Annotated in this window: 30 protein-coding genes; 27 read left to right on the top strand and 3 right to left on the bottom strand. The window is 71.4% G+C overall.

Features of this window, described 5'->3' with window-relative positions; all coding sequences use genetic code 11:
• Positions 1-21 precede the first annotated feature (21 nt).
• The 20 genes from rplF to glmM all read left to right on the top strand — a co-directional run bounded on the left by rplF (position 22) and on the right by glmM (position 14,945).
• Positions 22-561 carry a 50S ribosomal protein L6 gene (rplF, locus tag ACIQ9P_RS15665; RefSeq protein ID WP_030393304.1) on the top strand — a complete coding sequence of 180 codons (540 nt, stop codon included), beginning with the start codon at positions 22-24 and terminating at the stop codon, positions 559-561.
• 3 nt (positions 562-564) lie between these two features.
• Entirely contained in the window at positions 565-948 is a 384-nt protein-coding gene (gene rplR, locus ACIQ9P_RS15660) for a 50S ribosomal protein L18 (protein ID WP_327677862.1), read from the top strand.
• A gap of 48 nt (positions 949-996) precedes the next feature.
• Positions 997-1,617 carry a 30S ribosomal protein S5 gene (rpsE, locus tag ACIQ9P_RS15655; protein ID WP_030393306.1) on the top strand — a complete coding sequence of 207 codons (621 nt, stop codon included), beginning with the start codon at positions 997-999 and terminating at the stop codon, positions 1,615-1,617.
• Positions 1,617-1,799: a 50S ribosomal protein L30 gene (gene rpmD / locus ACIQ9P_RS15650; protein WP_030251557.1), complete on the top strand. Its 183-nt coding sequence runs from the start codon at positions 1,617-1,619 to the stop codon at positions 1,797-1,799. The genes rpsE and rpmD overlap by 1 nt, the downstream gene beginning before the upstream one ends.
• 2 nt (positions 1,800-1,801) lie before the next feature.
• Positions 1,802-2,254 (top strand): 50S ribosomal protein L15, encoded by a 453-nt coding sequence (gene rplO / locus ACIQ9P_RS15645; protein WP_093861720.1) that lies wholly within the window; start codon positions 1,802-1,804, stop codon positions 2,252-2,254.
• Positions 2,255-2,584: 330 nt separating this feature from the next.
• Positions 2,585-3,895, top strand: a complete 1,311-nt coding sequence (gene secY / locus ACIQ9P_RS15640) for a preprotein translocase subunit SecY (protein ID WP_093861721.1) — start codon at positions 2,585-2,587, stop codon at positions 3,893-3,895.
• Positions 3,895-4,548, top strand: a complete 654-nt coding sequence (locus ACIQ9P_RS15635) for an adenylate kinase (RefSeq protein WP_402355271.1) — start codon at positions 3,895-3,897, stop codon at positions 4,546-4,548. Before secY ends, ACIQ9P_RS15635 begins: the two co-directional genes overlap by 1 nt.
• A gap of 130 nt (positions 4,549-4,678) precedes the next feature.
• Complete coding sequence (gene map / locus ACIQ9P_RS15630; RefSeq protein ID WP_402355269.1) at positions 4,679-5,521, top strand: type I methionyl aminopeptidase; 843 nt, start codon at positions 4,679-4,681, stop codon at positions 5,519-5,521.
• 114 nt (positions 5,522-5,635) lie between these two features.
• Positions 5,636-6,079 (top strand): large conductance mechanosensitive channel protein MscL, encoded by a 444-nt coding sequence (gene mscL, locus ACIQ9P_RS15625; RefSeq protein ID WP_402355267.1) that lies wholly within the window; start codon positions 5,636-5,638, stop codon positions 6,077-6,079.
• Between the two features lie 171 nt (positions 6,080-6,250).
• The gene (gene infA, locus ACIQ9P_RS15620; protein WP_003956442.1) at positions 6,251-6,472 is read left to right on the top strand and encodes a translation initiation factor IF-1; all 222 of its coding nucleotides are present in this window, start codon (positions 6,251-6,253) and stop codon (positions 6,470-6,472) included.
• A gap of 33 nt (positions 6,473-6,505) precedes the next feature.
• On the top strand, positions 6,506-6,619 hold the full coding sequence (rpmJ, locus tag ACIQ9P_RS15615; RefSeq protein WP_003956441.1) for a 50S ribosomal protein L36: 114 nt from the start codon (positions 6,506-6,508) through the stop codon (positions 6,617-6,619).
• A gap of 173 nt (positions 6,620-6,792) precedes the next feature.
• Positions 6,793-7,173 carry a 30S ribosomal protein S13 gene (rpsM, locus tag ACIQ9P_RS15610; RefSeq protein ID WP_266269900.1) on the top strand — a complete coding sequence of 127 codons (381 nt, stop codon included), beginning with the start codon at positions 6,793-6,795 and terminating at the stop codon, positions 7,171-7,173.
• Positions 7,174-7,245: 72 nt separating this feature from the next.
• Positions 7,246-7,653 carry a 30S ribosomal protein S11 gene (gene rpsK, locus ACIQ9P_RS15605; protein WP_030232513.1) on the top strand — a complete coding sequence of 136 codons (408 nt, stop codon included), beginning with the start codon at positions 7,246-7,248 and terminating at the stop codon, positions 7,651-7,653.
• A 129-nt stretch (positions 7,654-7,782) separates the two neighbouring features.
• Complete coding sequence (locus tag ACIQ9P_RS15600) at positions 7,783-8,805, top strand: DNA-directed RNA polymerase subunit alpha (RefSeq protein WP_030232516.1); 1,023 nt, start codon at positions 7,783-7,785, stop codon at positions 8,803-8,805.
• A gap of 127 nt (positions 8,806-8,932) precedes the next feature.
• Positions 8,933-9,412, top strand: a complete 480-nt coding sequence (gene rplQ / locus ACIQ9P_RS15595) for a 50S ribosomal protein L17 (RefSeq protein WP_402355264.1) — start codon at positions 8,933-8,935, stop codon at positions 9,410-9,412.
• 106 nt (positions 9,413-9,518) lie between these two features.
• On the top strand, positions 9,519-10,448 hold the full coding sequence (gene truA, locus ACIQ9P_RS15590; RefSeq protein WP_402355262.1) for a tRNA pseudouridine(38-40) synthase TruA: 930 nt from the start codon (positions 9,519-9,521) through the stop codon (positions 10,446-10,448).
• 41 nt (positions 10,449-10,489) lie between these two features.
• Entirely contained in the window at positions 10,490-12,166 is a 1,677-nt protein-coding gene (locus ACIQ9P_RS15585; protein WP_402355260.1) for an ABC-F family ATP-binding cassette domain-containing protein, read from the top strand.
• Between the two features lie 239 nt (positions 12,167-12,405).
• Positions 12,406-12,849 carry a 50S ribosomal protein L13 gene (gene rplM, locus ACIQ9P_RS15580; protein ID WP_030393317.1) on the top strand — a complete coding sequence of 148 codons (444 nt, stop codon included), beginning with the start codon at positions 12,406-12,408 and terminating at the stop codon, positions 12,847-12,849.
• A 46-nt stretch (positions 12,850-12,895) separates the two neighbouring features.
• Entirely contained in the window at positions 12,896-13,408 is a 513-nt protein-coding gene (gene rpsI / locus ACIQ9P_RS15575) for a 30S ribosomal protein S9 (RefSeq protein ID WP_402355257.1), read from the top strand.
• A gap of 172 nt (positions 13,409-13,580) precedes the next feature.
• Positions 13,581-14,945: a phosphoglucosamine mutase gene (gene glmM / locus ACIQ9P_RS15570; protein WP_402355255.1), complete on the top strand. Its 1,365-nt coding sequence runs from the start codon at positions 13,581-13,583 to the stop codon at positions 14,943-14,945.
• Between the two features lie 63 nt (positions 14,946-15,008).
• On the opposite strand, the gene coaA is transcribed toward glmM, so the two are convergent.
• Positions 15,009-16,004, bottom strand: a complete 996-nt coding sequence (gene coaA / locus ACIQ9P_RS15565) for a type I pantothenate kinase (RefSeq protein ID WP_402355253.1) — start codon at positions 16,002-16,004, stop codon at positions 15,009-15,011.
• A 99-nt stretch (positions 16,005-16,103) separates the two neighbouring features.
• On the opposite strand from coaA, the gene glmS reads away from it, so the two are divergent.
• Complete coding sequence (glmS, locus tag ACIQ9P_RS15560) at positions 16,104-17,960, top strand: glutamine--fructose-6-phosphate transaminase (isomerizing) (protein ID WP_402355251.1); 1,857 nt, start codon at positions 16,104-16,106, stop codon at positions 17,958-17,960.
• Between the two features lie 43 nt (positions 17,961-18,003).
• Here glmS and ACIQ9P_RS15555 read toward each other — a convergent pair whose 3' ends face one another.
• Positions 18,004-18,552, bottom strand: a complete 549-nt coding sequence (locus ACIQ9P_RS15555) for a Uma2 family endonuclease (protein ID WP_402355834.1) — start codon at positions 18,550-18,552, stop codon at positions 18,004-18,006.
• Positions 18,553-18,730: 178 nt separating this feature from the next.
• On the opposite strand from ACIQ9P_RS15555, the gene ACIQ9P_RS15550 reads away from it, so the two are divergent.
• The 5 genes from ACIQ9P_RS15550 (at position 18,731) to ACIQ9P_RS15530 (ending at position 23,909) form a co-directional block, all read left to right on the top strand.
• Positions 18,731-20,323 carry an NAD(P)H-hydrate epimerase gene (locus ACIQ9P_RS15550; RefSeq protein WP_402355249.1) on the top strand — a complete coding sequence of 531 codons (1,593 nt, stop codon included), beginning with the start codon at positions 18,731-18,733 and terminating at the stop codon, positions 20,321-20,323.
• A 119-nt stretch (positions 20,324-20,442) separates the two neighbouring features.
• A complete protein-coding gene (gene alr / locus ACIQ9P_RS15545; RefSeq protein WP_402355247.1) occupies positions 20,443-21,639 on the top strand; it encodes an alanine racemase in 1,197 nt (398 codons plus the stop codon).
• Positions 21,636-22,871: an alpha/beta fold hydrolase gene (locus ACIQ9P_RS15540; RefSeq protein WP_402355245.1), complete on the top strand. Its 1,236-nt coding sequence runs from the start codon at positions 21,636-21,638 to the stop codon at positions 22,869-22,871. The genes alr and ACIQ9P_RS15540 overlap by 4 nt, the downstream gene beginning before the upstream one ends.
• A 156-nt stretch (positions 22,872-23,027) precedes the next feature.
• Complete coding sequence (tsaE, locus tag ACIQ9P_RS15535) at positions 23,028-23,525, top strand: tRNA (adenosine(37)-N6)-threonylcarbamoyltransferase complex ATPase subunit type 1 TsaE (protein ID WP_402355243.1); 498 nt, start codon at positions 23,028-23,030, stop codon at positions 23,523-23,525.
• A 147-nt stretch (positions 23,526-23,672) separates the two neighbouring features.
• Positions 23,673-23,909: a hypothetical protein gene (locus ACIQ9P_RS15530; protein ID WP_402355241.1), complete on the top strand. Its 237-nt coding sequence runs from the start codon at positions 23,673-23,675 to the stop codon at positions 23,907-23,909.
• A gap of 16 nt (positions 23,910-23,925) precedes the next feature.
• Here the strand turns inward: ACIQ9P_RS15530 and ACIQ9P_RS15525 are convergent, their stop codons facing one another.
• Positions 23,926-24,546: a hypothetical protein gene (locus tag ACIQ9P_RS15525; protein ID WP_402355832.1), complete on the bottom strand. Its 621-nt coding sequence runs from the start codon at positions 24,544-24,546 to the stop codon at positions 23,926-23,928.
• A 196-nt stretch (positions 24,547-24,742) separates the two neighbouring features.
• Between ACIQ9P_RS15525 and tsaB the strand changes: the two genes are divergently transcribed.
• Positions 24,743-25,399: a tRNA (adenosine(37)-N6)-threonylcarbamoyltransferase complex dimerization subunit type 1 TsaB gene (tsaB, locus tag ACIQ9P_RS15520; protein ID WP_402355239.1), complete on the top strand. Its 657-nt coding sequence runs from the start codon at positions 24,743-24,745 to the stop codon at positions 25,397-25,399.
• Positions 25,400-25,421 lie beyond the last annotated feature (22 nt).

The following is a 25,421-nucleotide window of genomic DNA, read 5'->3' as shown; positions in this document are numbered from 1 at the left end:
TCGGGAAACGGAGGTACAGCAATGTCGCGCATTGGACGGCTGCCCATCCAGGTCCCCGCTGGCGTGGACGTCACCATCGATGGCCAGACGGTCTCGGTGAAGGGTCCGAAGGGCTCTCTCACCCACGTCGTCGCCGCGCCGATCGAGATCGGCAAGGGCGAGGACGGCATTCTGGCTGTCACCCGCCCCAACGACGAGCGTCAGTCGAAGGCCCTGCACGGCCTGACCCGCACGCTGGTGGCGAACATGATCACCGGTGTGACCGCGGGCTACCGCAAGTCGCTGGAGATCAGCGGTGTCGGCTACCGAGTGCTGGCGAAGGGCTCCGACATGGAGTTCCAGCTGGGCTACAGCCACCCGATCCTCGTCGAGGCCCCCGAGGGCATCTCCTTCGTCGTCGAGTCGGCCACCAAGTTCCACGTGGACGGCATCGACAAGCAGAAGGTCGGCGAGGTCGCCGCGAAGATCCGCAAGCTGCGCAAGCCCGACCCGTACAAGGCCAAGGGTGTCAAGTACGCGGGCGAGGTTATCCGCCGCAAGGTCGGAAAGAGTGGTAAGTAAGCGATGAGTGTCTCTGTCAAGATCGGCAAGGGCAACGCCTACAAGAGCGCCGCTCGCAAGCGCCGCGCGATCCGCGTTCGCAAGCGCGTCGTCGGCAGCGAGGTGCGTCCGCGCCTCGTCGTGACGCGCTCGAACCGTCACATGGTCGCCCAGGTCATCGACGACGCCAAGGGTCACACCCTGGCGTCGGCGTCCACCCTCGACGTGTCCATCAAGGGCGCCGAGGGCGACAAGACCGAGCTGGCCAAGAAGGTCGGGAGCCTGGTCGCCGAGCGCGCCAAGGCCGCCGGCATCGAGTCGGTCGTCTTCGACCGCGCGGGCAACCGGTACGCCGGCCGCATCGCCGCCCTGGCGGACGCGGCTCGCGAGGCCGGGCTCGACTTCTAAGCCGCTCGTCGACTCTGTCGGCGGACGTAATCGAGAGAGGTAATTCCAATGGCTGGACCCCAGCGCCGCGGTAGCGGCGCCGGCGGCGGCACCGGTGGCGAGCGGCGCGACCGTAAGCGTGACGACCGGGGCAACGCCCCCGCCGTCGAGAAGACCGCTTACGTCGAGCGCGTCGTCGCGATCAACCGTGTCGCCAAGGTTGTCAAGGGTGGTCGTCGTTTCTCCTTCACCGCGCTGGTCGTGGTGGGCGATGGCGATGGCACCGTGGGTGTTGGTTACGGGAAGGCGAAGGAGGTTCCGGCCGCCATCGCCAAGGGTGTTGAGGAGGCCAAGAAGAACTTCTTCAAGGTCCCCCGTATCCAGGGCACCATCCCGCACCCGATCCAGGGTGAGAAGGCCGCCGGCGTCGTGCTCCTGAAGCCCGCCGCCCCCGGTACCGGTGTTATCGCCGGTGGTCCGGTGCGCGCCGTCCTGGAGTGCGCCGGCATCCACGACATCCTGTCGAAGTCGCTCGGCTCGGACAACGCGATCAACATCGTGCACGCCACCGTGGCCGCTCTGAAGGGCCTCGTGCGCCCCGAGGAGATCGCCGCCCGTCGTGGTCTGCCGCTGGAGGACGTGGCCCCCGCCGCTCTGCTGCGGGCGCGTGCTGCTGGGGTGAGCGCCTGATGGCTCGCCTCAAGATCACGCAGACCAAGTCGTACATCGGCAGCAAGCAGAACCACCGTGACACCCTGCGTTCGCTCGGTCTGAAGCGCATGCACGACGTCGTGGTGAAGGAGGACCGTCCCGAGATCCGCGGGATGGCCCAGACCGTTCGTCACCTCGTGACGGTTGAGGAGGTGGACTGATCATGGGCGAGAACCCGATCAAGATCCACAACCTGCGTCCCGCCCCGGGTGCCAAGACCGACAAGATCCGTGTGGGTCGTGGCGAGGCGTCCAAGGGTAAGACCGCTGGTCGTGGTACCAAGGGCACCAAGGCCCGCTACCAGGTTCCGCAGCGCTTCGAGGGTGGCCAGATGCCGCTCCACATGCGCCTGCCGAAGCTGAAGGGCTTCAAGAACCCGTTCAAGATCACGTTCCAGGTTGTCAACCTCGACAAGCTGGCCGAGCTCTACCCGCAGGGTGGCGAGGTCACTGTCGAGGACCTGGTCGCCAAGGGCGCGGTTCGCAAGAACTCCCTCGTCAAGGTGCTCGGCACCGGCGAGATCTCGGTCGCCCTCCAGGTGACGGTCGACGCCGTCTCCGGTAGCGCCACCGAGAAGATCGTCGCCGCCGGCGGCACCGTCACCGAGCTCGTCTGAGCCCGCTGACTTCGTGAGCCCCGCGTTTCCCGTTCCGGGAAGCGCGGGGCTCACGCCTTTTCCGGACTTTCCCGGTCCCGGGGCGGTCCGGATTGCGGTGATCGGGTCCTCGTTCTTTTGTGTGGCAAAACCGGGCATCCCGTACCCCATGAGTGGGGGAGAGGCCGTACGCGCTTCTTTCGAGTGGCCGTGCACTGTTAGAGTCCGTGGAGTTCCCTTGTAGGCTGCGCGCAGGCTCGCCTGTGCCGTCTGTACGGGGCCCGAACCGCAAACTCCCCATTCCAGGACCGACCCTCCCGCCGACGACGTGCGGGAGGCGCAGGAGGCACCGTGCTCAGTGCGTTCGCGCGGGCGTTCCAGACGCCCGACCTGCGCAAGAAGCTGCTGTTCACGCTGGGCATCATGGTGCTGTTCCGGCTGGGCTCGCACGTTCCCGTACCCGGGGTCGACTTCGAGGCGGTTCACGCCTGCATCAAGGAGACCAAGAACAACGGGCTCTTCGGCCTGGTGAACCTGTTCTCCGGTGGCGCTCTGCTCCAGTTGACGATCTTCGCCCTCGGCATCATGCCGTACATCACGGCGAGCATCATCCTCCAGCTCCTCACGGTCGTGATCCCACGACTCGAGGCGCTGAAGAAGGAGGGGCAGGCCGGTCAGGCGAAGATCACCCAGTACACCCGGTACCTGACCATCGCGCTGGCGGTGCTCCAGGGCACCGGGATCGTGGCGACCGCGTCCAGCGGCGCCCTCTTCTCCGGGTGCGTCTACGCCAACCAGATCGTCCCGGACACCGGGGTCTTCCGGATCGCGGTGATGGTCCTGACCATGACCGCCGGCACCACGGTGATCATGTGGCTCGGTGAGCTCATCACCGACCGGGGCATCGGCAACGGCATGTCGCTGCTGATCTTCACCTCGATCGCCGCCCAGTTCCCCACCTCGATGTGGGCGATCAAGCAGTCCGGCACCATCGGCGGCGGCTGGGTCGAGTTCCTCTCGGTCATCGCGATCGGCGTCATCGTCGTGATGCTGGTCATCTTCGTCGAGCAGGCGCAGCGTCGGATCCCGGTCCAGTACGCGAAGCGGATGATCGGGCGTCGGGCCTTCGGCGGGACATCGACCTACATCCCGCTCAAGGTGAACCAGGCCGGTGTCATCCCGGTCATCTTCGCCTCGTCGCTGCTGTACATCCCGGCCCTGGTGGTCCAGCTGACCAACAGCCAGTCGAGCTGGGCGGTCTGGATCACGAAGCACTTCGTCCGCGGTGACCACCCGGTCTACATGGCCACGTACTTCCTGCTGATCGTGTTCTTCGCCTTCTTCTACGTCGCCATCTCCTTCAACCCCGAAGAAGTTGCCGACAACATGAAGAAGTATGGTGGGTTCATCCCGGGCATCCGGGCCGGCCGCCCGACGGCCGAGTACCTGAACTACGTGCTCACCCGCATCACGTGGCCGGGTTCGCTCTACCTGGGCCTGATCGCGTTGATCCCGATGATCGCCCTGGTCGCCTTCGGACAGCAGACCAACTTCCCGTTCGGCGGCACCAGCGTTCTCATCGTCGTCGGCGTCGGACTCGAAACTGTGAAGCAGATCGAGAGCCAGCTCCAGCAGCGCAATTACGAAGGGTTCCTCCGCTGATGCGTATTGTCCTCGTCGGACCCCCCGGGGCCGGGAAGGGTACTCAGGCGCACCTCCTCGCCAAGACCCTGTCCATCCCCCACATCTCGACCGGCGACCTGTTCCGCGCGAACATCGGCCAGGGCACCCCGCTGGGTGTCGAGGCCAAGAGCTACATGGACGCGGGCCGCCTGGTGCCCGACGAGGTCACCATCGGGATGGCCAAGGACCGCATGCTCCAGGAGGACGCCGCCAACGGCTTCCTGCTGGACGGTTTCCCGCGCAACCTGGGCCAGGCGAAGGCGCTGGACGAGTTCCTCGCCGAGCAGGGCATCGCGCTGGACGGCGTGCTGGACCTGGAGGTCCCCGAGGACGAGGTCGTCCGCCGGATCGCCGGCCGCCGGCTCTGCCGCAACGACGGGGGCCACGTGTTCCACGCGGTCTACAACCCGCCGAAGGCCGAGGGCGTCTGCGACGAGTGCGGCGGCGAGCTGTACCAGCGCTCGGACGACACCGAGGAAGCGGTGCGGACGCGGCTGGAGGTCTACCACACGGAGACCGAGCCGATCATCGACTACTACCGCCAGCAGGGTCTGATCGCCACGATCCCCGCGCTCGGCAAGGTGGACGAGGTCACCGCCCGCGCGATCGAGGCGCTGAAGCAGGACAGCTGAGTTTTTTCAGCGACGTACGTACGGCCGCGCTGCCCGCCCATGGGCAGCGCGGCCGTACGGCGTCGTACGGTGGAACGAGTGCACGGCCGCCGGCAAGGACCGCGCGGGAACCCAAGGAAGGCGTGACCAGATGGTGGAGATCAAGACCCCCGACCAGATCGCGAAGATGCGAGCGGCCGGGCTGGTCGTCGCCGAGGCGCTCAAGGCGTGCCGCGAGGCGGTCGCCCCGGGAATCACCACCCAGGAGCTCAACGACATCGCGGACAAGGTCATCACCGGCCACGGTGCGACCTCGAACTTCCGGGCGGACCACGGCGGCCTCTGGTTCCCGGGCGTGATCTGCGCCTCGGTGAACAACGAGGTCGTGCACGGCATCCCGGGTGACCGGGTGCTCCAGCAGGGCGACCTCATCTCGATCGACTGCGGCGCGATCCTGGACGGCTGGCACGGCGACGCGGCGATCTCGGTCGCGGTCGGCGAGGTGAGCCCCGAGGTGGAGATGCTGAGCCGGGTCACCGAGGGTTCGATGTGGGCGGGCATCGCCCAGATGCGCAAGGGCAACCGTCTGGTCGACGTCTCCAAGGCGATCGAGGGCTTCATCCGCCGCCAGCCGCTGCCGCCCAAGGGCAAGTGGGGCATCACCGAGGGTTACGGCGGCCACGGCATCGGCACCGCGATGCACATGGAGCCGCACGTGCTGAACTACGTCGAGCGCGGCCGGGGCAAGGGCATGAAGCTGATCCCCGGCACCGTGCTGGCGATCGAGCCGATGGTCTCGCTGGGCACCCCGCACACCTCGGTGCTGGAGGACGACTGGACCGTGGTCACCAACGACGGCACCTGGGCCTCGCACTGGGAGCATTCGGTGGCGGTCACCGAGGAGGGCCCGTTGGTGCTCACCGCCTTCGACGGCGGCAAGGAGATGCTGGCCGCGCTGGGTGTCACGGCCGCGCCGGACCCGCTGGGCGTGTAGTACGCGGGGTCGCTCGCCGGCCCCGGCGAAGGGGCTGAGCCCTGGAGGTTTGGACCTCCAGGGCTTTTGTCCTATTTTTATGCGCTGGCAGTGGCTTCGAGCGAGGAGAGTGCAGTGTTCAAGGGATTCCGCGACTTCATGATGCGCGGCAACGTCGTCGACATGGCGGTCGGTGTGGTCATCGGCGCCGCGTTCACCGGCGTGGTGACCGGCTTCGTGTCCGCCTTCCTCACCCCGCTGGTGGGTGTGGTGGTCGGCGCCGCCGGCGACTTCGGCTCGTACAAGGCCACGATCGCCGGGGTGACCTTCCCGTACGGGCAGTTCCTCAACGTGCTCATCGCGTTCTTCATGACCGCCGCGGTGCTCTACTTCTGCGTGGTCCTGCCGGTGACCAAGGCGACCGCCCGCTACCTGCCGAAGAAGCCGAAGACCCCGAAGCGTCCGTGCCCGGAGTGTCTGACCGACATCCCCGAGGCCGCCCGCCGCTGCTCGGCCTGCACCGCCCACGTCGACCCGCTCGTCGTCCCGGTCGTTCCGGCCGCCACGACCGGCCGCTGACCCGGGGCCCCGTTTTGGTGCATCCCTCGCGCTGGCGTAGGATGGACCGTCGGCTCACTCGTAGCGTGCTCCAGCACGCCCTCTTCCCCCTCGTCGGGGTCGGGGTGGACCCAGGTTCGCACGAGCGTGCCGCATACGGTAGCCGGTCCCGGAAGGTGGATCTCGCAGTTCATGGCTAAGAAGCAAGGCGCCATTGAGATCGAGGGCACCGTGATCGAGTCTCTTCCGAACGCGATGTTCAAGGTCGAGCTGCAGAACGGTCACAAGGTCCTCGCGCACATCAGTGGCAAGATGCGCATGCACTACATCCGCATCCTGCCGGACGACCGGGTCGTGGTGGAGCTCAGCCCCTACGACCTGACGCGTGGCCGGATCGTCTACCGCTACAAGTAAGAACGTCAGATCTAGACCCGGAGAACCTGAACCATGAAGGTCAAGCCGAGCGTCAAGAAGATCTGCGACAAGTGCAAGGTGATCCGCCGTCACGGCCGGGTCATGGTGATCTGCGACAACCTGCGCCACAAGCAGCGCCAGGGCTGATCTCGCCCCAGCATTTCTCGTAGTACTTCGCGTGACGCGAAAAACGTCATAAGCGGGCCATCCGATCCGTCCCAGACGGACTGCCTCCCCCGGTAAGAGGCCGGGGCTCCCTCACCGTGAGGTGTTGGAGTAGGTGGCACGCCAGACCTCTGAAGAAACAGCAGGAGCCTTGAATGGCACGCCTCGCCGGCGTTGATCTCCCCCGTGAGAAGCGGATCGAGATCGCCCTTACCTACGTGTACGGCATCGGCCGTACCCGCGCCCAGCAGACGCTCGCCGAGACCGGTGTGAGCCCGGATGTCCGCGTTCGCGACATCACCGAGGACGACCTGGTCAAGCTGGGCCAGTACATCGACGCCAACTTCACGGTCGAGGGTGACCTCCGCCGCGAGGTGGCCGCCGACATCCGCCGCAAGGTCGAGATCGGCTGCTACGAGGGCCTGCGTCACCGTCGCGGCCTGCCGGTCCGCGGTCAGCGCACCCACACCAACGCGCGTACCCGCAAGGGCCCGCGTCGCGCGATCGCCGGTAAGAAGAAGCCGGGCAAGAAGTAGTCCGTCCCGTAACCGGACATCCCTCCGGCCCGCGGGTCAGCGGACCGACCACCTCAGTAGGAGAACAGACTTATGCCCCCCAAGGGTCGTCAGGCTGCCGGCGCGAAGAAGATCCGCCGCAAGGAAAAGAAGAACGTCGCTCACGGCCACGCGCACATCAAGAGCACGTTCAACAACACCATCGTTTCGATCACCGACCCCGCGGGCAACGTGATCTCCTGGGCCTCCGCCGGTCACGTCGGCTTCAAGGGCTCGCGCAAGTCCACCCCGTTCGCCGCGCAGATGGCCGCCGAGGCCGCTGCCCGCCGCGCGCAGGAGCACGGCATGCGCAAGGTCGACGTCTTCGTGAAGGGTCCGGGCTCCGGCCGCGAGACCGCGATCCGTTCGCTCCAGGCCACCGGCCTGGAGGTCGGCTCGATCCAGGACGTCACCCCCACCCCGCACAACGGCTGCCGTCCGCCGAAGCGCCGCCGCGTCTGACGCGGGGCCCTTCCGGGCTCGCAGTACCTGTTTCAAACCTCGTACGGGGTCCCGTTTCGGACGGGACCCCGTACGCTGGTTCTGTTCGGCATCAAATAGTGGGTGCCGAAGATCAATGGAGGACTGAACATGCTGATCGCTCAGCGTCCCTCGCTGACCGAAGAGGTCGTCGACGAGTTCCGCTCGCGGTTCGTGATCGAGCCGCTGGAGCCGGGCTTCGGTTACACCCTCGGCAACTCCCTGCGCCGCACGCTCCTCTCCTCGATCCCGGGTGCCGCTGTCACCAGCATCCGCGTCGACGGCGTCCTGCACGAGTTCACCACCGTGCCGGGTGTCAAGGAGGACGTCACCGACCTCATCCTCAACATCAAGCAGCTGGTCGTCTCCTCGGAGCACGACGAGCCGGTCGTGATGTACCTGCGCAAGCAGGGCCCGGGCGTCGTCACCGCCGCCGACATCGCCCCGCCGGCCGGTGTCGAGGTGCACAACCCCGAGCTGGTCCTCGCCACCCTGAACGGCAAGGGCAAGCTGGAGATGGAGCTGACCGTCGAGCGCGGTCGCGGCTACGTCTCCGCCGTCCAGAACAAGGCGTCCGGCCAGGAGATCGGCCGGATCCCGGTCGACTCGATCTACAGCCCCGTGCTGAAGGTCACCTACAAGGTCGAGGCGACCCGTGTCGAGCAGCGGACCGACTTCGACAAGCTGATCGTCGACGTCGAGACCAAGCCCGCCATGCGTCCGCGCGACGCCATGGCCTCGGCCGGCAAGACCCTGGTGGAGCTGTTCGGCCTCGCCCGCGAGCTGAACATCGACGCCGAGGGCATCGACATGGGCCCGTCCCCGACGGACGCCGCCCTGGCCGCCGACCTGGCGCTGCCGATCGAGGAGCTGGAGCTCACGGTCCGCTCCTACAACTGCCTCAAGCGCGAGGGCATCCACACCGTGGGTGAGCTCGTCGCCCGCTCCGAGGCCGACCTGCTCGACATCCGCAACTTCGGCGCGAAGTCGATCGACGAGGTCAAGGCGAAGCTGGCCGGCATGGGCCTGGCCCTCAAGGACAGCCCGCCCGGATTCGACCCGACCGCCGCCGCCGACGCCTTCGGCGCCGACGACCTGGACGACGCGGGTTACGCGGAGACCGAGCAGTACTGAGAGACTTGACCGCGGGGGCGGTTCTCCGGAACCGCCCCCGTCGTCGTGAAAGTCGTGCGGGCACAGTGCCCGTACGCCCGCTGCGGTACCTGGTACGGCCGCAGTCGGAGATTCGAGGAGTAATTCCATGCCGCGTCCCACCAAGGGTGCCCGCCTCGGCGGCGGCCCGCACCACGAGCCGCTGCTGCTCGCCGGTCTGTGCCGTGAGCTGTTCCAGTACGGCCGCATCACCACGACCGAGGCCAAGGCCCGTCGGATGCGCCCGCTGGCGGAGAAGCTGATCACCAAGGCGAAGAAGGGCGACATCCACAACCGTCGCCTGGTGCGCAAGACCATCACCGACATCTCGGTGCTGCACACCCTCTTCACCGAGATCGCGCCGCGCTACGAGAACCGCCCGGGTGGCTACACCCGTATCACCAAGATCGGTCCCCGTCGTGGCGACAACGCCCCGATGGCCGTGATCGAGCTGGTCGAGGCGCTGACCGTCGCGCAGAACGCCGTCGGCGAGGCCGAGGCCGCCACCAAGCGCGCCGTCAAGGAGGCCGACGAGGCCAAGGCCCAGGAGACCAAGGCCGACGAGGCCGAGGCCGCCGAGCAGGCCTGACACCACCAGGTGTGTTGCGGGTCCGCTTCCCCATCCGTGGGGGAGCGGGCCCGTTCCTCTTTGTCCGGTCTCTTTGTCCGGCCTCGTGTCCAGGGAGTGGAGAGCAGTGGTCAACGATTGCGCCGAGCGGCCGCCGGTGAAGGACGGTCCGGCCGACGGGTTCGTCCGGGTCCGGCTGGACCTCGCCTACCACGGTGCCGAGTTCTCCGGCTGGGCCCGGCAGAAGGGCGGCCGACGGACGGTCCAGGAGGAGATCGAGACCGCGCTGCAGATCGTCACCCGCAGCCAGGAGCTCCACCCGCTCACCGTGGCCGGCCGCACCGACGCCGGTGTGCACGCCCGGGGCCAGGTCGCCCACGTCGACCTGCCGGCCGAGCTGTGGGAGGCGCACCGGGAGAAGCTGATGCGCCGGCTGGCCGGGCGGTTGCCCGGTGACGTCCGGATCTACCGGGTGGCCGAGGCCCCGGCCGGCTTCGACGCCCGTTTCTCGGCGATCTGGCGCCGCTACGCCTACCGGGTCGCCGACCACCCCGGCGGGGTCGACCCGCTGCTGCGCGGCCATGTGCTCTGGCACGACCGGCCGCTCGACCTGGACCGGATGAACGCCGCCGCCCGGCTGCTGCTGGGGGAGCACGACTTCGCGGCGTACTGCAAGAAGCGCGAGGGCGCGACCACCATCCGCACCCTGCTGGAGCTGCGCTGGGACCGGGTGCCGGTGGACGCCTACGCGTCCCAGGAGGGCTCGCTCGCGGTCGCCACGGTCCGGGCCGACGCCTTCTGCCACAACATGGTGCGGGCGCTGGTCGGCGCGATGCTGCTGGTCGGTGACGGCCACCGGCCGGTGGAGTTCCCCGGCGAGGTGCTGGCCGGCGGGGTGCGCAACTCCGCCGTCAACGTGATCCGGCCGTACGGGCTGACCTTGGAGGAGGTCGGCTACCCCGCCGACGAGCTGCTCGCCGAGCGCAACCGCGCCGCCCGCCGGATGCGCACCCTCCCCGGCGCCCCCACCGCCCCGTCAGGCCCCGGGCTTCCCTAATCCATTTGGGTCCGGGGCGGCGGGTTGGGACAATCTCCCCCATGGGACACGTCGAGATTTCGCACCTGGAGTACTACCTGCCGGACGGGCGGGTGCTGTTCGACGACGCGTCCTTCCGGGTGGGGGAGGGCGCGGCCGTCGCGCTGGTCGGCGCCAACGGCGCGGGCAAGACCACGCTGCTGCGCATGATCGCGGGCGACCTCCAGCCGCACGGCGGCTCGGTGACGATCAGCGGCGGGCTCGGCGTGATGCGCCAGTTCGTCGGCACCACCGGCCGCGAGGAGCAGAAGAAGGCGGGCGACGAGGAGGAGGGCCCGGGCGCGCTGCCCGCCGACGCCTCGGTCCGCGACCTGCTGGTCTCCGTCGCCCCCGGGCGGATCGCGAAGGCCGCCCGCGCGGTCGACGCCGCCGAGCTGGCGATGATCGCCCAGGACGACGAGAAGACGCAGATGGCCTACGCCCAGGCGCTCTCCGACTGGGCCGACGTCGGTGGCTACGACTACGAGACCGACTGGGACGTCTGCACCACGGCGGCCCTCGGGATGCCCTTCGACAAGGTCCAGTGGCGCGGTCTGAACACGCTCTCCGGCGGTGAGCAGAAGCGGCTCGTCCTGGAGGCGCTGCTGCGCGGCCCCGAGGAGGTCCTGCTGCTCGACGAGCCGGACAACTACCTGGACGTCCCGGGCAAGCGCTGGCTGGAGGAGGCCATCAGGGCCACTCCGAAGACCGTGCTGTTCATCTCCCACGACCGTGAGCTGCTGTCCCGCACCGCCGAGAAGATCATCAGCGTCGAGTCCGGCGCGGCCGGCTCCAGCGTCTGGGTGCACGGCGGGGGGTTCGACTCCTTCCACGAGGCCCGCAAGGCCCGCTTCGAGCGCTTCGAGGAGCTGCGCCGCCGCTGGGACGAGGAGCACGCCAAGCTCAAGAAGCTCGTCGTCAACCTGCGCCAGGCCGCCTCGATCAGCCACGACATGGCCTCCCGCTACGCGGCCGCGCAGACCAGGCTGAAGAAGTTCGAGGACGCCGGCCCGCCCGAGGCCCCGCCGCGCGAGCAGAGCATCACCATGCGGCTCAAGGGCGGCCGCACCGGAGTGCGCGCCTTCACCATGGAGCAGCTGGAGCTCACCGGCCTGATGAAGCCCTTCGACCTGGAGGTCTTCTACGGCGAGCGGGTCGGGGTGCTGGGGTCCAACGGCTCCGGCAAGTCGCACTTCCTGCGGCTGCTGGCGGGCGACGGCACGGTGGCCCACACCGGGGCCTGGAAGCTCGGCGCCCGGGTGGTGCCCGGCCACTTCCGGCAGACCCACGCGCACCCGGAGCTGTTCGGCCGCACCGTCCGCTCGATCGTCGAGGAGGAGCACGCGCTCGCCCGCGGCGCCGCGATGGGCGTGCTGCGCCGGTACGAGCTGGACCGCCAGGAGGAGCAGAAGTTCGAGTCGCTCTCCGGCGGGCAGCAGGCCCGGCTGATGATCCTCAAACTGGAGCTGTCCGGCGTCACCGCGCTGCTGCTCGACGAGCCGACGGACAACCTGGACCTGGAGAGCGCCGAGGCGCTGCAGACCGGGCTGGAAGCCTTCGACGGTACTGTGTTGTGCGTCACCCACGACCGGTGGTTCGCCCGGACCTTCGACCGTTTCCTGGTTTTCGGCGCGGACGGCCGGGTCTACGAGTCCCCGGAGCCGGTCTGGGACGTCAGCCGGGTCGAGCGGGACCGCTGATCAGGGGCCCGGAGACCGTTCCGGCGGGGAGGATTTTGACCGTCCCCGTCCGGCCCGGTAGCCTGGGCGCTTGATGTGCGTATTGGCTCGCTCTATCTCACGTGAGAGGTCGGTACGCCGGAGACATCAGGTCGACGACCAGCGGCTCCCCCTTGAATTGCGTCCAAGGCGGCCAGGCTGATCCCTCCTCCAGGTGCTCCTGTCAGGACTCACTCACTGAAAAGCGAAGGCATACGACCGTGCGTACGTACAGCCCCAAGCCCGGCGACGTCCAGCGTCAGTGGCACGTCATCGACGCGACCGACGTCGTGCTCGGCCGTCTGGCCTCCCAGGCCGCCAACCTCCTCCGGGGTAAGCACAAGGCGATCTACGCGCCGCACGTTGACACTGGTGACTTCGTCATCATCATCAACGCCGACAAGGTGCACCTGTCGGGCAACAAGAAGACCCAGAAGCTGGCTTACCGCCACAGCGGCTTCCCGGGCGGCCTCCGCTCGGTCCGCTACGACGACCTCCTGGCGAACAACCCGGAGAAGGCCGTCGAGAAGGCCATCAAGGGCATGATCCCCAAGAACACCCTGGGCCGCCAGATGCTCTCGAAGCTGAAGGTCTACTCGGGCGACCAGCACCCGCACGCTGCCCAGCAGCCGGTGCCGTTCGAGATCACCCAGGTCGCGCAGTAACTCCGGCCACCAAGCCCCCCATCACTGAAAAGAGCTGAGGAACATCGTGGCCGAGACCACTGAAACCCCCCTTGAGGTCGAGTTCGACGAGACCGTCGTCGAGGTCGAGGGCGAGTACACCTCCGAGGGCGAGTACACCTCCGAGTCCCTGGCCGGCCGCTTCGGCGAGGCCGTCCCCGGCGCCGGCCTCGGCCGTCGCAAGGAGGCGATCGCCCGCGTGCGCATCGTCCCGGGCACCGGGCAGTGGAAGATCAACGGTCGCACCCTGGAGAACTACTTCCCCAACAAGGTGCACCAGCAGACCGTGAACGAGCCCTTCAAGCTCCTGGAGCTCGACGGCCGTTACGACGTTGTCGCCCGCATCAGCGGTGGCGGCGTCTCCGGTCAGGCATACGCGCTGCGCCTCGGTGTCGCCCGCGCCCTGAACGAGGCCGACGTGGACAACAACCGCGCCGCCCTCAAGAAGGCCGGCTTCCTGATGCGTGACGCCCGCGCCGTCGAGCGCAAGAAGGCCGGTCTGAAGAAGGCCCGCAAGGCGCCGCAGTACAGCAAGCGCTAATTGCGCCCTCCGGGGGTGCGTACCGCCCAGGTGGTGCACGCCCCCGGATGCGCTCCACACGCCCCGGAGTACCTCGTGTACTCCGGGGTGTCGTGTTCCCCGGCCATTGTGCGGAGGCCGGGGATTCGATCGGATTCTCTGCAAGGCACTGCGGCGATGTGAGGACGGGACAATGGGACGACTCTTCGGTACGGACGGCGTGCGCGGCGTGGCCAACCAGGGGCTGACGGCGGAGCTGGCGCTCGGCCTGTCGGTCGCGGCGGCGCACGTGCTCGGCGAGGCGGGGGCCTTCGACGGCCACCGGCCGGTCGCGGTGGTCGGCCGTGACCCGCGCGCCTCGGGCGAGTTCCTGGAGGCCGCGGTCATCGCGGGCCTGGCGAGCGCCGGCGTCGACGTACTGAGGGTCGGAGTGCTCCCCACCCCGGCGGTGGCCTATCTCACCGGCGCGCTCGGCGCCGACTTCGGTGTGATGCTGTCCGCCAGCCACAACGCCATGCCGGACAACGGCATCAAGTTCCTCGCCCGCGGCGGCCACAAGCTGGACGACCGGATCGAGGACGCGATCGAGGCGCACTTCCACAAGCACGCGGCGGGCGGCGAGGACTGGAACCGTCCGACCGGCGCCGCCGTCGGCCGGGTCCGCGAGTACACCGAGGGCTTCGACAAGTACGTCGCCCACCTCATCGGCGTGCTGCCCAACCGTCTGGACGGCATCCGGGTCGTCATCGACGGCGCGCACGGCGCGGCCGCCTACGTCGCCCCGGAGGCGTTCGCCCGGGCCGGCGCCGAGGTCGTGCACACCCTGGGCGCCGAGCCCACCGGCCTCAACATCAACGACGGCGTCGGTTCCACCCACCTGGACCGGCTCCGGGCCGTGATGCGCGAGCACTCGGCGGACCTCGGCATCGCGCTGGACGGCGACGCCGACCGCTGCCTGGCCGCCGACGCGGCCGGCGACGAGGTCGACGGCGACCAGATCATCGCGATCCTGGCCGTCGCCATGAAGGAGGCCGGCACGCTGCGCCGCAACACCGCCGTCGCCACCGTGATGTCCAACCTGGGCTTCAAGCTGGCGATGGAGCGCGAGGGCATCGACCTGGTCGAGACCTCGGTCGGCGACCGGTACGTGCTGGAGGCGATGAAGGAGCACGGCTTCGCGCTGGGCGGCGAGCAGTCCGGCCACGTCATCCTGCTGGACCACGCGACCACCGGCGACGGCACCCTGACCGGCCTGATGCTCGGTGCCCGGCTGGCCGCCACCAAGCAGCCGCTGGCCGACCTGGCCGCCGTGATGACCCGCCTGCCGCAGGTGCTGATCAACGTCAAGGGCGTCGACAAGAGCCGGGTCGGCACCAGCGAGGAGCTGGCCGCCGCGGTGGCCGCGGCCGAGGCCGAGCTCGGCGCCACCGGCCGGGTGCTGCTGCGCCCGTCGGGCACCGAGCCGCTGGTCCGGGTGATGGTCGAGGCCGCCGACGAGACGCAGGCGCGGTCCGTCGCCGAGACGCTCGCCGAGGCGGTCCGCAGCTCCCTGGGCTGACCGTGCCGGAACGCCGGAGGCCCCCGCCGCGACAGTCCGCGGCGGGGGCCTCCTGCGTTTCCGTCAGAGCTTGCGCAGCAGGGCCCGGCGGACCTTGTGGTCCGAGCCCTTCTGCAGGACCAGGGTGGCCCGGCCGCGGGTCGGCCGCACGTTCTCCAGCAGGTTCGGGCGGTTGATGGTGCGCCAGACCTGGCGGCCGTACTCCATCGCCTCCTCCTCCGGCACCTCGGTGAAGCGGCGGAAGTAGGAGCTCGGGTCCTGGAAGGCGGTCTGCCGCAGCTTGCGGAAGCGGTCCAGGTACCAGCCCTCGATGTCGTCGGTGCGGGCGTCGACGTAGATGGAGAAGTCGAAGTAGTCGGCCACCGCGAGGCGGGTGCGGCCGTCGCTGCCGGGCAGGGCCGGCTGGAGCACGTTCAGGCCCTCGACGATGAGGATGTCCGGTCGCTCCACGGTGAGCCGCTGGTCCGGCACGATGTCGTACACGAGGTGCGAGTAGACCGGCGCGGTGACCCGCTCCTTGCCCGCCTTCACATCCGCGACGAAGCGGGTCAGGGCCCGGCGGTCGTACGACTCGGGGAAGCCCTTGCGGGCCATCAGGCCGCGCCTGCGCAGCTCGGCGTTGGGCAGCAGGAACCCGTCGGTGGTGACCAGCTCGACCCGGGGGTGCTCCGGCCAGCGGGCCAGCAGGGCCTGGAGCAGCCGGGCGGTGGTGGACTTGCCGACGGCGACCGAGCCGGCCACCCCGATGATGAACGGGGTGCGGGTGCGCTCGGTGTCCGGGGTGTCCAGGAAGGTGCCCAGCGCGCCGCGCAGGTCGTGCGTGGCGTGGATGTAGAGGTTCAGCAGCCGCGACAGCGGCAGGTAGACGTCCCGGACCTCGTCGAGGTCCAGTGCGGTGCCGAGACCGCGCAGCCGTTCCACCTCCTCGGCGGTCAGTGGCAGCGGCGTACGCTCGCGCAGCGCGCTCCACTCGGCCCGGCTGAGGTCCACGTAGGGGGACGGCGAGGGGCCGGGCGTGATGTCGCCCCGCGTACAGAGTTCGGTCAGCACATGCTCCATTGTGGGCCGTAGCGCCGTTCGCGGTGGCTGTGGTTTCGGTCACGGCCGGTGGGCGAACCGTGCGAATGGGGCGTCCCGAGCGCCCTTATGCTGGCACGCATGTGCGGAATTGTTGGATACGTGGGCTCCCAGCCCGCCCTTGATGTTGTAATCGCAGGTCTGCAGCGACTGGAGTACCGGGGCTACGACTCCGCCGGTGTCGCGGTGCAGGTGCAGGGCTCCGACGGGCAGTGGAGCCTCGCCACCGACAAGCGCGCCGGCAAGCTCGCGAACCTGGAGAAGTCGCTCGCCGAGACCCCTCTTCCCGGCGGCACCACCGGTATCGGCCACACCCGATGGGCCACCCACGGCGGCCCGACGGACGCCAACGCCCACCCCCATCTGGACGACGCGGCCAAGGTCGCCGTGGTCCACAACGGCATCATCGAGAACTTCGCCCAGCTCCGGGCCGAGCTGGCCGAGCGCGGCCACACGCTGCGTTCGGAGACGGACACCGAGGTCGTCGCGCACCTGCTCGGCGAGCTGTACGAGGGCGACCTCGCGGAGGCCATGCGCGCCACCTGCCGCCGTCTGGAGGGCGCCTTCACCCTCGTCGCGGTGCACGCCGATGCCCCGGACGTGGTGGTCGGCGCCCGTCGCAACTCGCCGCTGGTGGTCGGGCGCGGCGAGGGCGAGAACTTCCTCGCCTCCGACGTGTCCGCGTTCATCGCGCACACCCGCGAGGCGATCGAGCTGGGCCAGGACCAGGTCGTCGAGCTGCGCCGCGAGGGCGTCACGGTGACGAACTTCGACGGTTCCCCGGCCGACGTGCGCGAGTACCACGTCGACTGGGACGCCTCGGCCGCCGAGAAGGGCGGCTACGACTACTTCATGCTGAAGGAGATCGCCGAGCAGCCGAAGGCCGTCGCCGACACCCTGCTCGGCCGGATCGGCACCGACGGCCGGCTCACCCTCGACGAGCTGCGGATGTCGGACGCCGACCTGCGCGCGGTCGACAAGGTCGTCATCGTCGCCTGCGGCACCGCCTTCCACGCGGGCATGATCGCCAAGTACGCGATCGAGCACTGGACCCGGATCCCGTGCGAGGTGGAGGTCGCCTCCGAGTTCCGCTACCGCGACCCGATCATGGGCCCGGGCACGCTGGTCATCGCCATCTCGCAGTCCGGCGAGACCATGGACACCCTGATGGCGCTGCGCCACGCGCGCGAGCAGGGCGCCAAGGTACTGGCGATCTGCAACACCAACGGCTCGACCATCCCGCGCGAGTCGGACGCGGTGCTCTACACCCACGCCGGCCCCGAGGTGGCGGTCGCCTCGACCAAGGCGTTCCTGACCCAGCTGGTCGCCTGCTACCTGGTCGCGCTGTACCTGGGCCAGGTGCGCGGCACCAAGTGGGGCGACGAGATCCTCGCCGTGATCAAGGAGCTCGGCGACGCGCCGAAGCAGGTCGAGCAGGTGCTGGAGACCATGGAGCCGGTGCGCGAGCTGGCCCGCTCCCTCGCCGACGCCAGGTCGGTGCTGTTCCTCGGCCGGCACGTGGGCTTCCCGGTGGCCCTGGAGGGCGCGCTCAAGCTCAAGGAGCTCGCCTACATGCACGCCGAGGGCTTCGCCGCCGGTGAGCTGAAGCACGGCCCGATCGCGCTGATCGAGGAGGGTCTGCCGGTGGTGGTCGTCGTGCCGTCGCCGCGCGGCCGGTCGATCCTGCACGACAAGATCGTCTCCAACATCCAGGAGATCCGGGCCCGCGGTGCGCGCACCATCGTGATCGCGGAGGAGGGCGACGAGGCGGTCGTCCCGTACGCGGACCACCTGATCCGCATCCCGGTCACGCCGGTGCTGCTCCAGCCGCTGGTCGCCACCGTGCCGCTGCAGGTCTTCGCCTGCGAGCTCGCCACGGCCAAGGGCCACGAGGTCGACCAGCCCCGCAACCTGGCGAAGTCGGTCACCGTCGAGTAGTCCGACCCCGCTCCGTGCCGGGGCCCCTGCGGTGGGAAGCGTCCTACCGCAGGGGCCCCGTGTCGAGCGTGAACGAGAACGGGGCGGGCAGGTCGAGGGGCTTGCCGAACTCGACCTTGGTTGTGGTGATGTAGTCGCCGTCCTCGGGCTGGGTGAACAGGGTGACGGTGCCCGTACCGCGGTCGACCAGCAGGTAGCAGGGGATTCCGGCGGCGGCATAGCCTCTCCGCTTGGGTTCGCGGTCCTTGTGCGGGTTGAGCGAGGTGACTTCGAGGACGAGTTCGACTCCAGCTGCGGACGCCCAGGACCCCTGGGCGCGGAAGTGACCGACGGGTGCGACCGTCGCGTCGGGGACGAAACGGCCGTTCGGCGTGATCAGACCCTTGCCGCCGCTGACGTACAACTCCTCGACGGCCTCGCGCGCGACGGCCCGGGCGAACCGGGCGATCGCGTCCTCGTGGTCTCCGTCCGGTGGCGGCGTCACGACGATCTCCCCTTCGATGAATTCGGCCTTGCTTCCCAGCGGGGTGTCCAGCTCCAGAAACGCCTGGAGGAGGTTGCCCTCGCTCAGCGGGTGCTCGACTGCCGGCATGGCGACCATGGCCCTTCTCCCTCCTGTGGGTCCGTGCCGAGGCACACGGTAGGCATCCGGACCGGCACCGGTGGGGGATCGAAGTGGGTGTCACTCGAAGTGTGCCGCAGCCCCGGCCCCCGTGGGGCGGGGACGCGGGCTAGCGTCGGTGTCAGCCGACCGCCGAAGGAGCTCCGTCATGCGCCACGCCCATAGCGTCGAAGTCGTCCGTGCCGCCGAGGCCGAGCTGATGGCCCGGCTCCCGGAGGGCACGCTGATGCGGCGGGCCGCCACCGGGCTCGCCGTGACCTGTGCCCGGCTGCTGACCCGGCGGCGCGGCCGGGTGTACGGCGGCCGGGTGGTGGTGCTGGCCGGCAGCGGCGACAACGGGGGCGACGCGCTGTACGCGGGCGCGGAGCTGGCCCGGCGCGGGGCGCGGGTGACGGCGGTGCTGCTGGCTCCGGAGCGGGCGCACGGCGGCGGGCTGGCGGCGCTGCGGGCGGCGCGCGGGCGGGTGGTGCTGGAGCGGGAGGCCGGCCTGGCCGAGTTCTCGCGCGCGGACCTGGTGCTGGACGGCATCGTCGGCATCGGCGGCCGGGGCGGACTGCGGCCGGAGGCCGAGCCCTACGCGCGGGCCGCGCGGGCCGGGGTGGTGGTGGCCGTCGACGTGCCCAGCGGGGTGGACGCCGACACCGGCGAGGTCGCGGGCGCGGCGCTGCGGGCGGACGTCACGGTCTGCTTCGGCACCTACAAGCCCGGGCTGCTGATCGACCCGGGCGCCTCGTACGCCGGGGCGGTGCAGCTGGTGGGGATCGGGCTGGAGCTGCCGCCGGCCGGGGTGGTGGCCCTCCAGCACGCCGACGTGGCCGCGCTGCTGCCGGTGCCGGGCGTCGAGAGCGACAAGTACCGGCGCGGTGTGGTCGGGGTCGCTGCCGGTTCGGCGCGGTACCCGGGGGCGGCGCTGCTGGCGGTCGCCGGCGCGCTGCGCGGCGGCGCGGGCGCGGTGCGGTACGTGGGGACGGCGGCGGAGGAGGTGGTGCGGCGCTTCCCCGAGACGCTGGTCACCGAGGGCGGTCCGGCCGGGGCCGGCCGGGTGCAGGCGTGGGTGGTCGGCCCGGGCGGTGGCGAGGGGGCCGGGCGGGCGCTCGCCGAGGCGCTGGCGGCCGACGTACCGGTACTGGTCGACGCGGACGGGCTGACGGAACTCGCCCGGCTCGGCCCCGGCGCGCTCGCCGGGCGGACGGCGCCGACGCTGCTCACCCCGCACACGGGGGAGGCGGCCCGGCTGCTCGCCGGAGCCCGAGCCGGGGCCGGAACCGCGGTCGGGGGCGACGGTGCCACCCGTTCGGAGCAGGCCCGCCCGCCCGCCTCCGAGGAGCTGGCGGCCGCCCGGCTGGCCACCGCGCGACGGCTCGCGGCGGCCTACCGGGCCACGGTGCTGCTGAAGGGCTCGACCACCGTGGTCGCCGACCCTCCCCCAGCCTCCGGCCGGGGGTACCCCCATGGTGCCGTGCGGGTGAACCCGACCGGCACCGCCTGGCTGGCCACGGCCGGCAGCGGGGACGTCCTGGCCGGACTGGCGGGCTCCCTGCTCGCCGCGGGCCTGTCCGCGCCGGACGCCGCCGCGGTGGCGGCCTATCTGCACGGGCTCGCCGCCCGGCGCGCCGCCGGCCTCCCCGGCGCCCCCGTCACCGCGGCGGAGGTGGCGGCCGCGCTCCCGGCGGTCTGGAACGACGTCCGCTCCGGCGCGGCCCCGGAGCCGTCCCGGACGGCGGGTGGAACCGGCGCCTGATTCGTGGGCGTCCGGAAGGGGGTGGCGGGTCGCGGGGGCCCCTGGGCGTGGGCGGCCCGGGGCGGCGAGCCGAAGGGCCGTTCGGCGAGGACCTCGGGACGTCTGGGAGACTGACCCTGATGACAACTGCGAAGACGACCGTGATGGCCGGTCTCACCGAAGGCGTGAGGGCCGAGGCGACCATCGATCTCGCCGCCCTGCGCGGCAACCTCGACGCGCTGCGCGAGCGCGTCGGCGGCGCCATGGTGATGGCCGCGGTCAAGGCGGACGCCTACGGCCACGGCGCCCTGCGCTGCGCCCGCGAGGCGGTCGCCGCGGGAGTCGGCTGGCTGGGCACCGCGACGCCGGAGGAGGCGCTCGCCCTGCGCGCCGGCGGGGTGGGCCCCGAGCAGGCGCGCATCCTCTGCTGGCTGTGGACCCCCGGCGGTCCCTGGCGGGAGGCGCTCTTCGCGGACCTGGACATCTCGATCAGCGGCGAGTGGGCGCTCACCGAGCTGCTCGCCGCCGTCCGCGCCACCGGCATCCCGGCCCGGGTCCACCTCAAGGCCGACACCGGCCTCGGCCGCAACGGCTGCCAGCCGCACGACTGGCCCGAGCTGGTCGCGGCCGCCCGCCGCGCCGAGCTGGACGGCCTGCTGACCGTGGTCGGCGTCTGGTCGCACTTCGCCGCCGCCGACGAGCCCGGCCACCCCTCGATCCAGTTGCAGCTGGACGCCTTCCGGCTGGCCCTGGCCTCCGCCGAGGCGGCCGGGCTGCGCCCCGAGGTGCGCCACCTGGCCAACTCGCCGGCCACCCTGCTGCTGCCGCAGTCGCACTTCGACATGGTCCGCACCGGCCTCGCCATGTACGGACTGTCGCCGGTCCCCGAGGTGGGCTCGCCGGCCGACTTCGGCCTGCGCCCGGTGATGGCGCTGACCGCCCGGCTGGCCCTGGTCAAGCACGTGCCCGGCGGCCACGGCGTCAGCTACGGCCACCACTACACCACCCCGGGGCCGACCACGCTGGGCCTGGTCCCGGTCGGTTACGGCGACGGCGTCCCGCGGCACGCCAGCGGCATCGGTCCGGTGCAGGTCGACGGCAAGTGGCGCACGGTGGCCGGCCGGGTGGCGATGGACCAGTTCGTGGTGGACCTCGGCGGCGACACCCCGCCGGTCGGCGACGAGGTGCTGGTCTTCGGCAGCGGGGACCGGGGCGAACCGACCGCCGAGGACTGGGGCCGCGCCTGCGGCACCATCTCCTACGAGATCGTGACCCGGATCGGCTCCCGGGTGCCGCGCCGCTACGTCGGCGGACTGGACGAGGGGCTGCTCGGATGAGCGGGAGCGAGAGCGACCCGGTCGCGGCGGTGGGCCGGGCGGCCCGGGCCGTCAGGGCGGCCGAGGCCGCGACCGGGGTGAGCCGGGCCGGTCTGATCGGCATCTCGGTCGGTGTGCTGGCGGCCGGGGCCGCCGCCGGGGTGGCGATCGACCGGCTGACGGTCGGCCGGAGCACGCGCCGCCGGGCCCGCGCCGAACTGGACGCCAACGCCCCGTACGGCTCGCTGCGCGGCCGCCCCCGCACGGTGGCCGCCGCCGACGGCACCGGGCTGTACGTCGAGCTGGACGGGCTGGAGGGCCCGGACGGCTCCGACGGCCCGGGCGGGGAGGGGACCGGGCGGGACGGCGCGGCCGAGCCGCTGACCGTGGTGTTCTGCCACGGTTACTGCCTCAACCAGGACAGCTGGCACTTCCAGCGCGCCGCCTTCCGGTCCGGTGCCCGGCTGGTCCTGTGGGACCAGCGCAGCCACGGCCGGTCCGAGCGTTCCCGCTCCTTCCTGGCCGGCGAACCCGCCGGGATCGACCAGTTGGGCGGCGACCTCAAGGCCGTGATCGACGCCGTCGCGCCGACCGGCCCGCTGGTGCTGGTCGGCCACTCGATGGGCGGCATGACGATGATGGCGCTGGCCGACCAGCACCCGGAGCTGTTCCGGGAGCGGGTCGCCGGGGTCGCGCTGATCGGCACCCTGGCCGGGAACTGGGACGCCGTCACCTTCGGTCTGCCCGTCGCCGGCGCCAAGCTGTTCCGCAGGGTCGCGCCGGGCATGATGAAGCTGCTCGGGCGCCAGGTGGACCTGGTGGAGGCGACCCGCCGGCTCGGCGCGGACGTCAGCGCCGTCTTCTACCGGCGGTACTCCTTCGGGGCGAAGGACGTCGACCCGGGCGTGGTCCGGTTCGCCGAGCAGATGCTGGACGCCACCCCGATCGACGTGGTGGCCGAGTTCTACCCGGTCTTCTCGGCGCACGAGAAGACCGAGGCGCTGGCCGCCCTGCGCGGCATCCCCGCCCTGGTGCTGACCGGCACCAAGGACCTCCTCACCCCGCCCGGCCACGGCGAGGTGATGGCCGAGCAGCTGCCGGGGGCCGAGCTCGTCCTGGTCGAGGACGCCGGGCACCTGGTGATGCTGGAGCGCCCCGACCTGGTCGACCGCCACCTGGCCGAGCTGTTCGACCGGGCCGCCCGTTTCCGCGGCGCGGCGCCGCTGCCGCCCCAGGTCGGCGAACCGGCGTAGTCCCGGGCCCCGGCCGTCCCGAGCCCGGCCGTTCCGGGCCCCGGCCGTTCGGTGCCGGGGCGGGCCCGGCGCGGGCGGCGCCGGGGATGTGGCACGGTAGCGGGGGCGCCCGAGGACCGGAGCGCCGCCGTACGGACCGAAGGGCTTGATTCGCGCATGGGCTCCCACGCCTCTCTCACCGTCGCCACCCCCGACCGGATGGGCCGGCTCGGCCGGGAGCTGGCCGCGCTCCTGCGGCCGGGGGACCTCGTGCTGCTCTCCGGCGAGCTGGGGGCGGGCAAGACCACGCTGACCCGGGGCCTCGGCGAGGGGCTCGGGGTGCGCGGGGCGGTCACCTCGCCGACCTTCGTGATCGCCCGGGTGCACCCCTCGCTGGTGGGCGGCCCGGCGCTGGTGCACGTCGACGCGTACCGGCTGGGCGGCGACCTCGACGAGATGGAGGACCTCGACCTCGACGTCTCGCTGCCCGAGTCGGTGGTGGTGGTCGAGTGGGGCGAGGGCAAGGTCGAGCGGCTCTCGGAGAACCGCCTGGAGGTCCGGATCGGACGCGCGATCGGCGCCGAGGCGGCCGGGGACGACCTGGACCCGCGCCGGGTGGAACTGACCGGTGTCGGCACCCGCTGGGACAGCACGGACCTCACCGTGCTGGTCTGAGGCGGGCCGGGACCGTGCCGGACGGCGTGCCGGGGCGGCCCCGTCGCGCGATTGTTTGCCGACGGCCTGTCGGGAAGATGTTGCGATCGAGGTCCCGGGCGTGGTGGGATGGTTGTTGAGGTTAGGTCTGCCTAACTAGGAGGCGCCATGCCGAGCACCACGCCCGCCCCGGAGCGCGCACCGCGCGGAACCGGGGCCGAGGAGCCCGCCCGCCGTGCCGCGGGGGAGCCGATGCGGGCCCTGCTGGCCGCCTGCGCGGCGGCGGAGGCGATCTCCACCCCGCCCGAACGCCGTCCGGCCGACCCCGCGTGGGGCGAGGGCTCCGGGACGTCCGGACCGTCGCCGTCGAGCGGCGGCGCGCACGAGACCCGCCGCGCCGCCTGACGGCTGTCGCCCCCGGTCAGGGGATCACGACGACCTTGGTGTCCTTCGGCGCGAAGTCCCAGAGCAACTGGCCGTCCGCGCGGCTGCTGCGGATGCCGCCGGTCTTGCCCGCCGCCGAGGCGGCGGGGGAGGACGCGGCCGCGGTGGGCGCCGGGACGGCCGGCGCCGAGCCGGTGGCGCCGTCGACGGCGGCGCTGAAGCCGAACACCACGCCGTTCTGCTGCGCGAAGCGCACCACGTGCTCGATCTGCTTGCCGTCGGTGCCGGTGCCGGTCGGGGTCCGGCTGTACACGGGGTAACTGCCGGGGGCCGGCTCGACCGTGCCCGGGGTCACCGGGAAGACCGCCAACACCTGCGGGGTCTTCTTCGGGTCGATCAGCCACACGTAGTGCGTGGCGACCGAGTAGACGACCCGCAGCCCGGTGCCGGTGCCCGCCGTGGGCAGGGTCGGGGCGGTCGGCGTGGGCGCGGCGGTCGGGGCGGCCGAGGCGGCCGGCCCGCCGGAGGTGGCGGCCGTGCTCGTGGTCGGGTTCGCGGCGACCGCCCGGTCCTGGGCGCCGTTGGCCTGGAAGGCCAGCAGGCTCACCACCGCCAGGGCTCCCAGGGTCAGCCCGGTGACCACCACTCCAGGACCCATCTTCGCCACGTGCCGCTCCCACCGCCGTCCCGAAACCGTCGGCCCCATCGTGCCAGGTTCGCCCGTCCGGTCCGCATCGCGTCGGACGTGTGTTCCGGAGTCGGCCCGGTTTTCGATCGGGCGGAGCACGTGCCCGGCCGTGCCACCGGGGACCGGCGCCGGACCGGGCACCGGCCCGGCGGTCTAACCTTGACCCGTGCTGCTGCTCGCGTTCGACACCGCTACCCCCGCCGTCACCGCCGCCGTCCACGACGGCACGGCCGTCCTCGCCGAGACCGACCAGGTCGACGCCAGGCGCCACGGCGAACTCCTGATCCCCGCGATCGACCGGGTGCTCCGGGAGGCCGGTGTCGACCGGCACCGGCTGACCGACATCGCGGTCGGCGTGGGCCCCGGCCCGTACACCGGCCTGCGGGTCGGCCTGGTGACCGCCGCCGCGCTGGGCCACGCGCTCGGCCTGCCCGTGCACGGCGTCTGCACGCTGGACGCGATCGCCCACGCGGCCCGCGCCGAGGGGCTGGCCGGCGAGCCGTTCACGGTGGCCACCGACGCCCGCCGCAAGGAGGTCTACTGGGCCGCCTACGACGCCGAGGGCCGGCGGACCGAGGGGCCGTCGGTGGACCGCCCGGGCGAGCTGACCCCTCCGGCGCGGTCGGTCGGCGCCGGCGCGCTGCTCTACCCGGACAGCTTCCCGGGGGCGCACGGCCCCGAGCACGTCTCGGCCGGCGCGCTCGCCGCGTTCGCCGTCGCCGAGCTGGCCGCCGGCCGGGCCCTGCTGCCCAACGCCCCGCTCTACCTGCGCCGCCCGGACGCCCAGGTGCCGGCCGGCTACAAGGCGGTGCTCCCGGCGTGACCGGCCCGAGCACCGCCCGGCC

The sequence above is a fragment of the Kitasatospora sp. NPDC094019 genome (assembly GCF_044764505.1).
GTDB lineage: Bacteria > Actinomycetota > Actinomycetes > Streptomycetales > Streptomycetaceae > Kitasatospora.
This window is presented reverse-complemented; position numbering and strand designations above follow the sequence as displayed.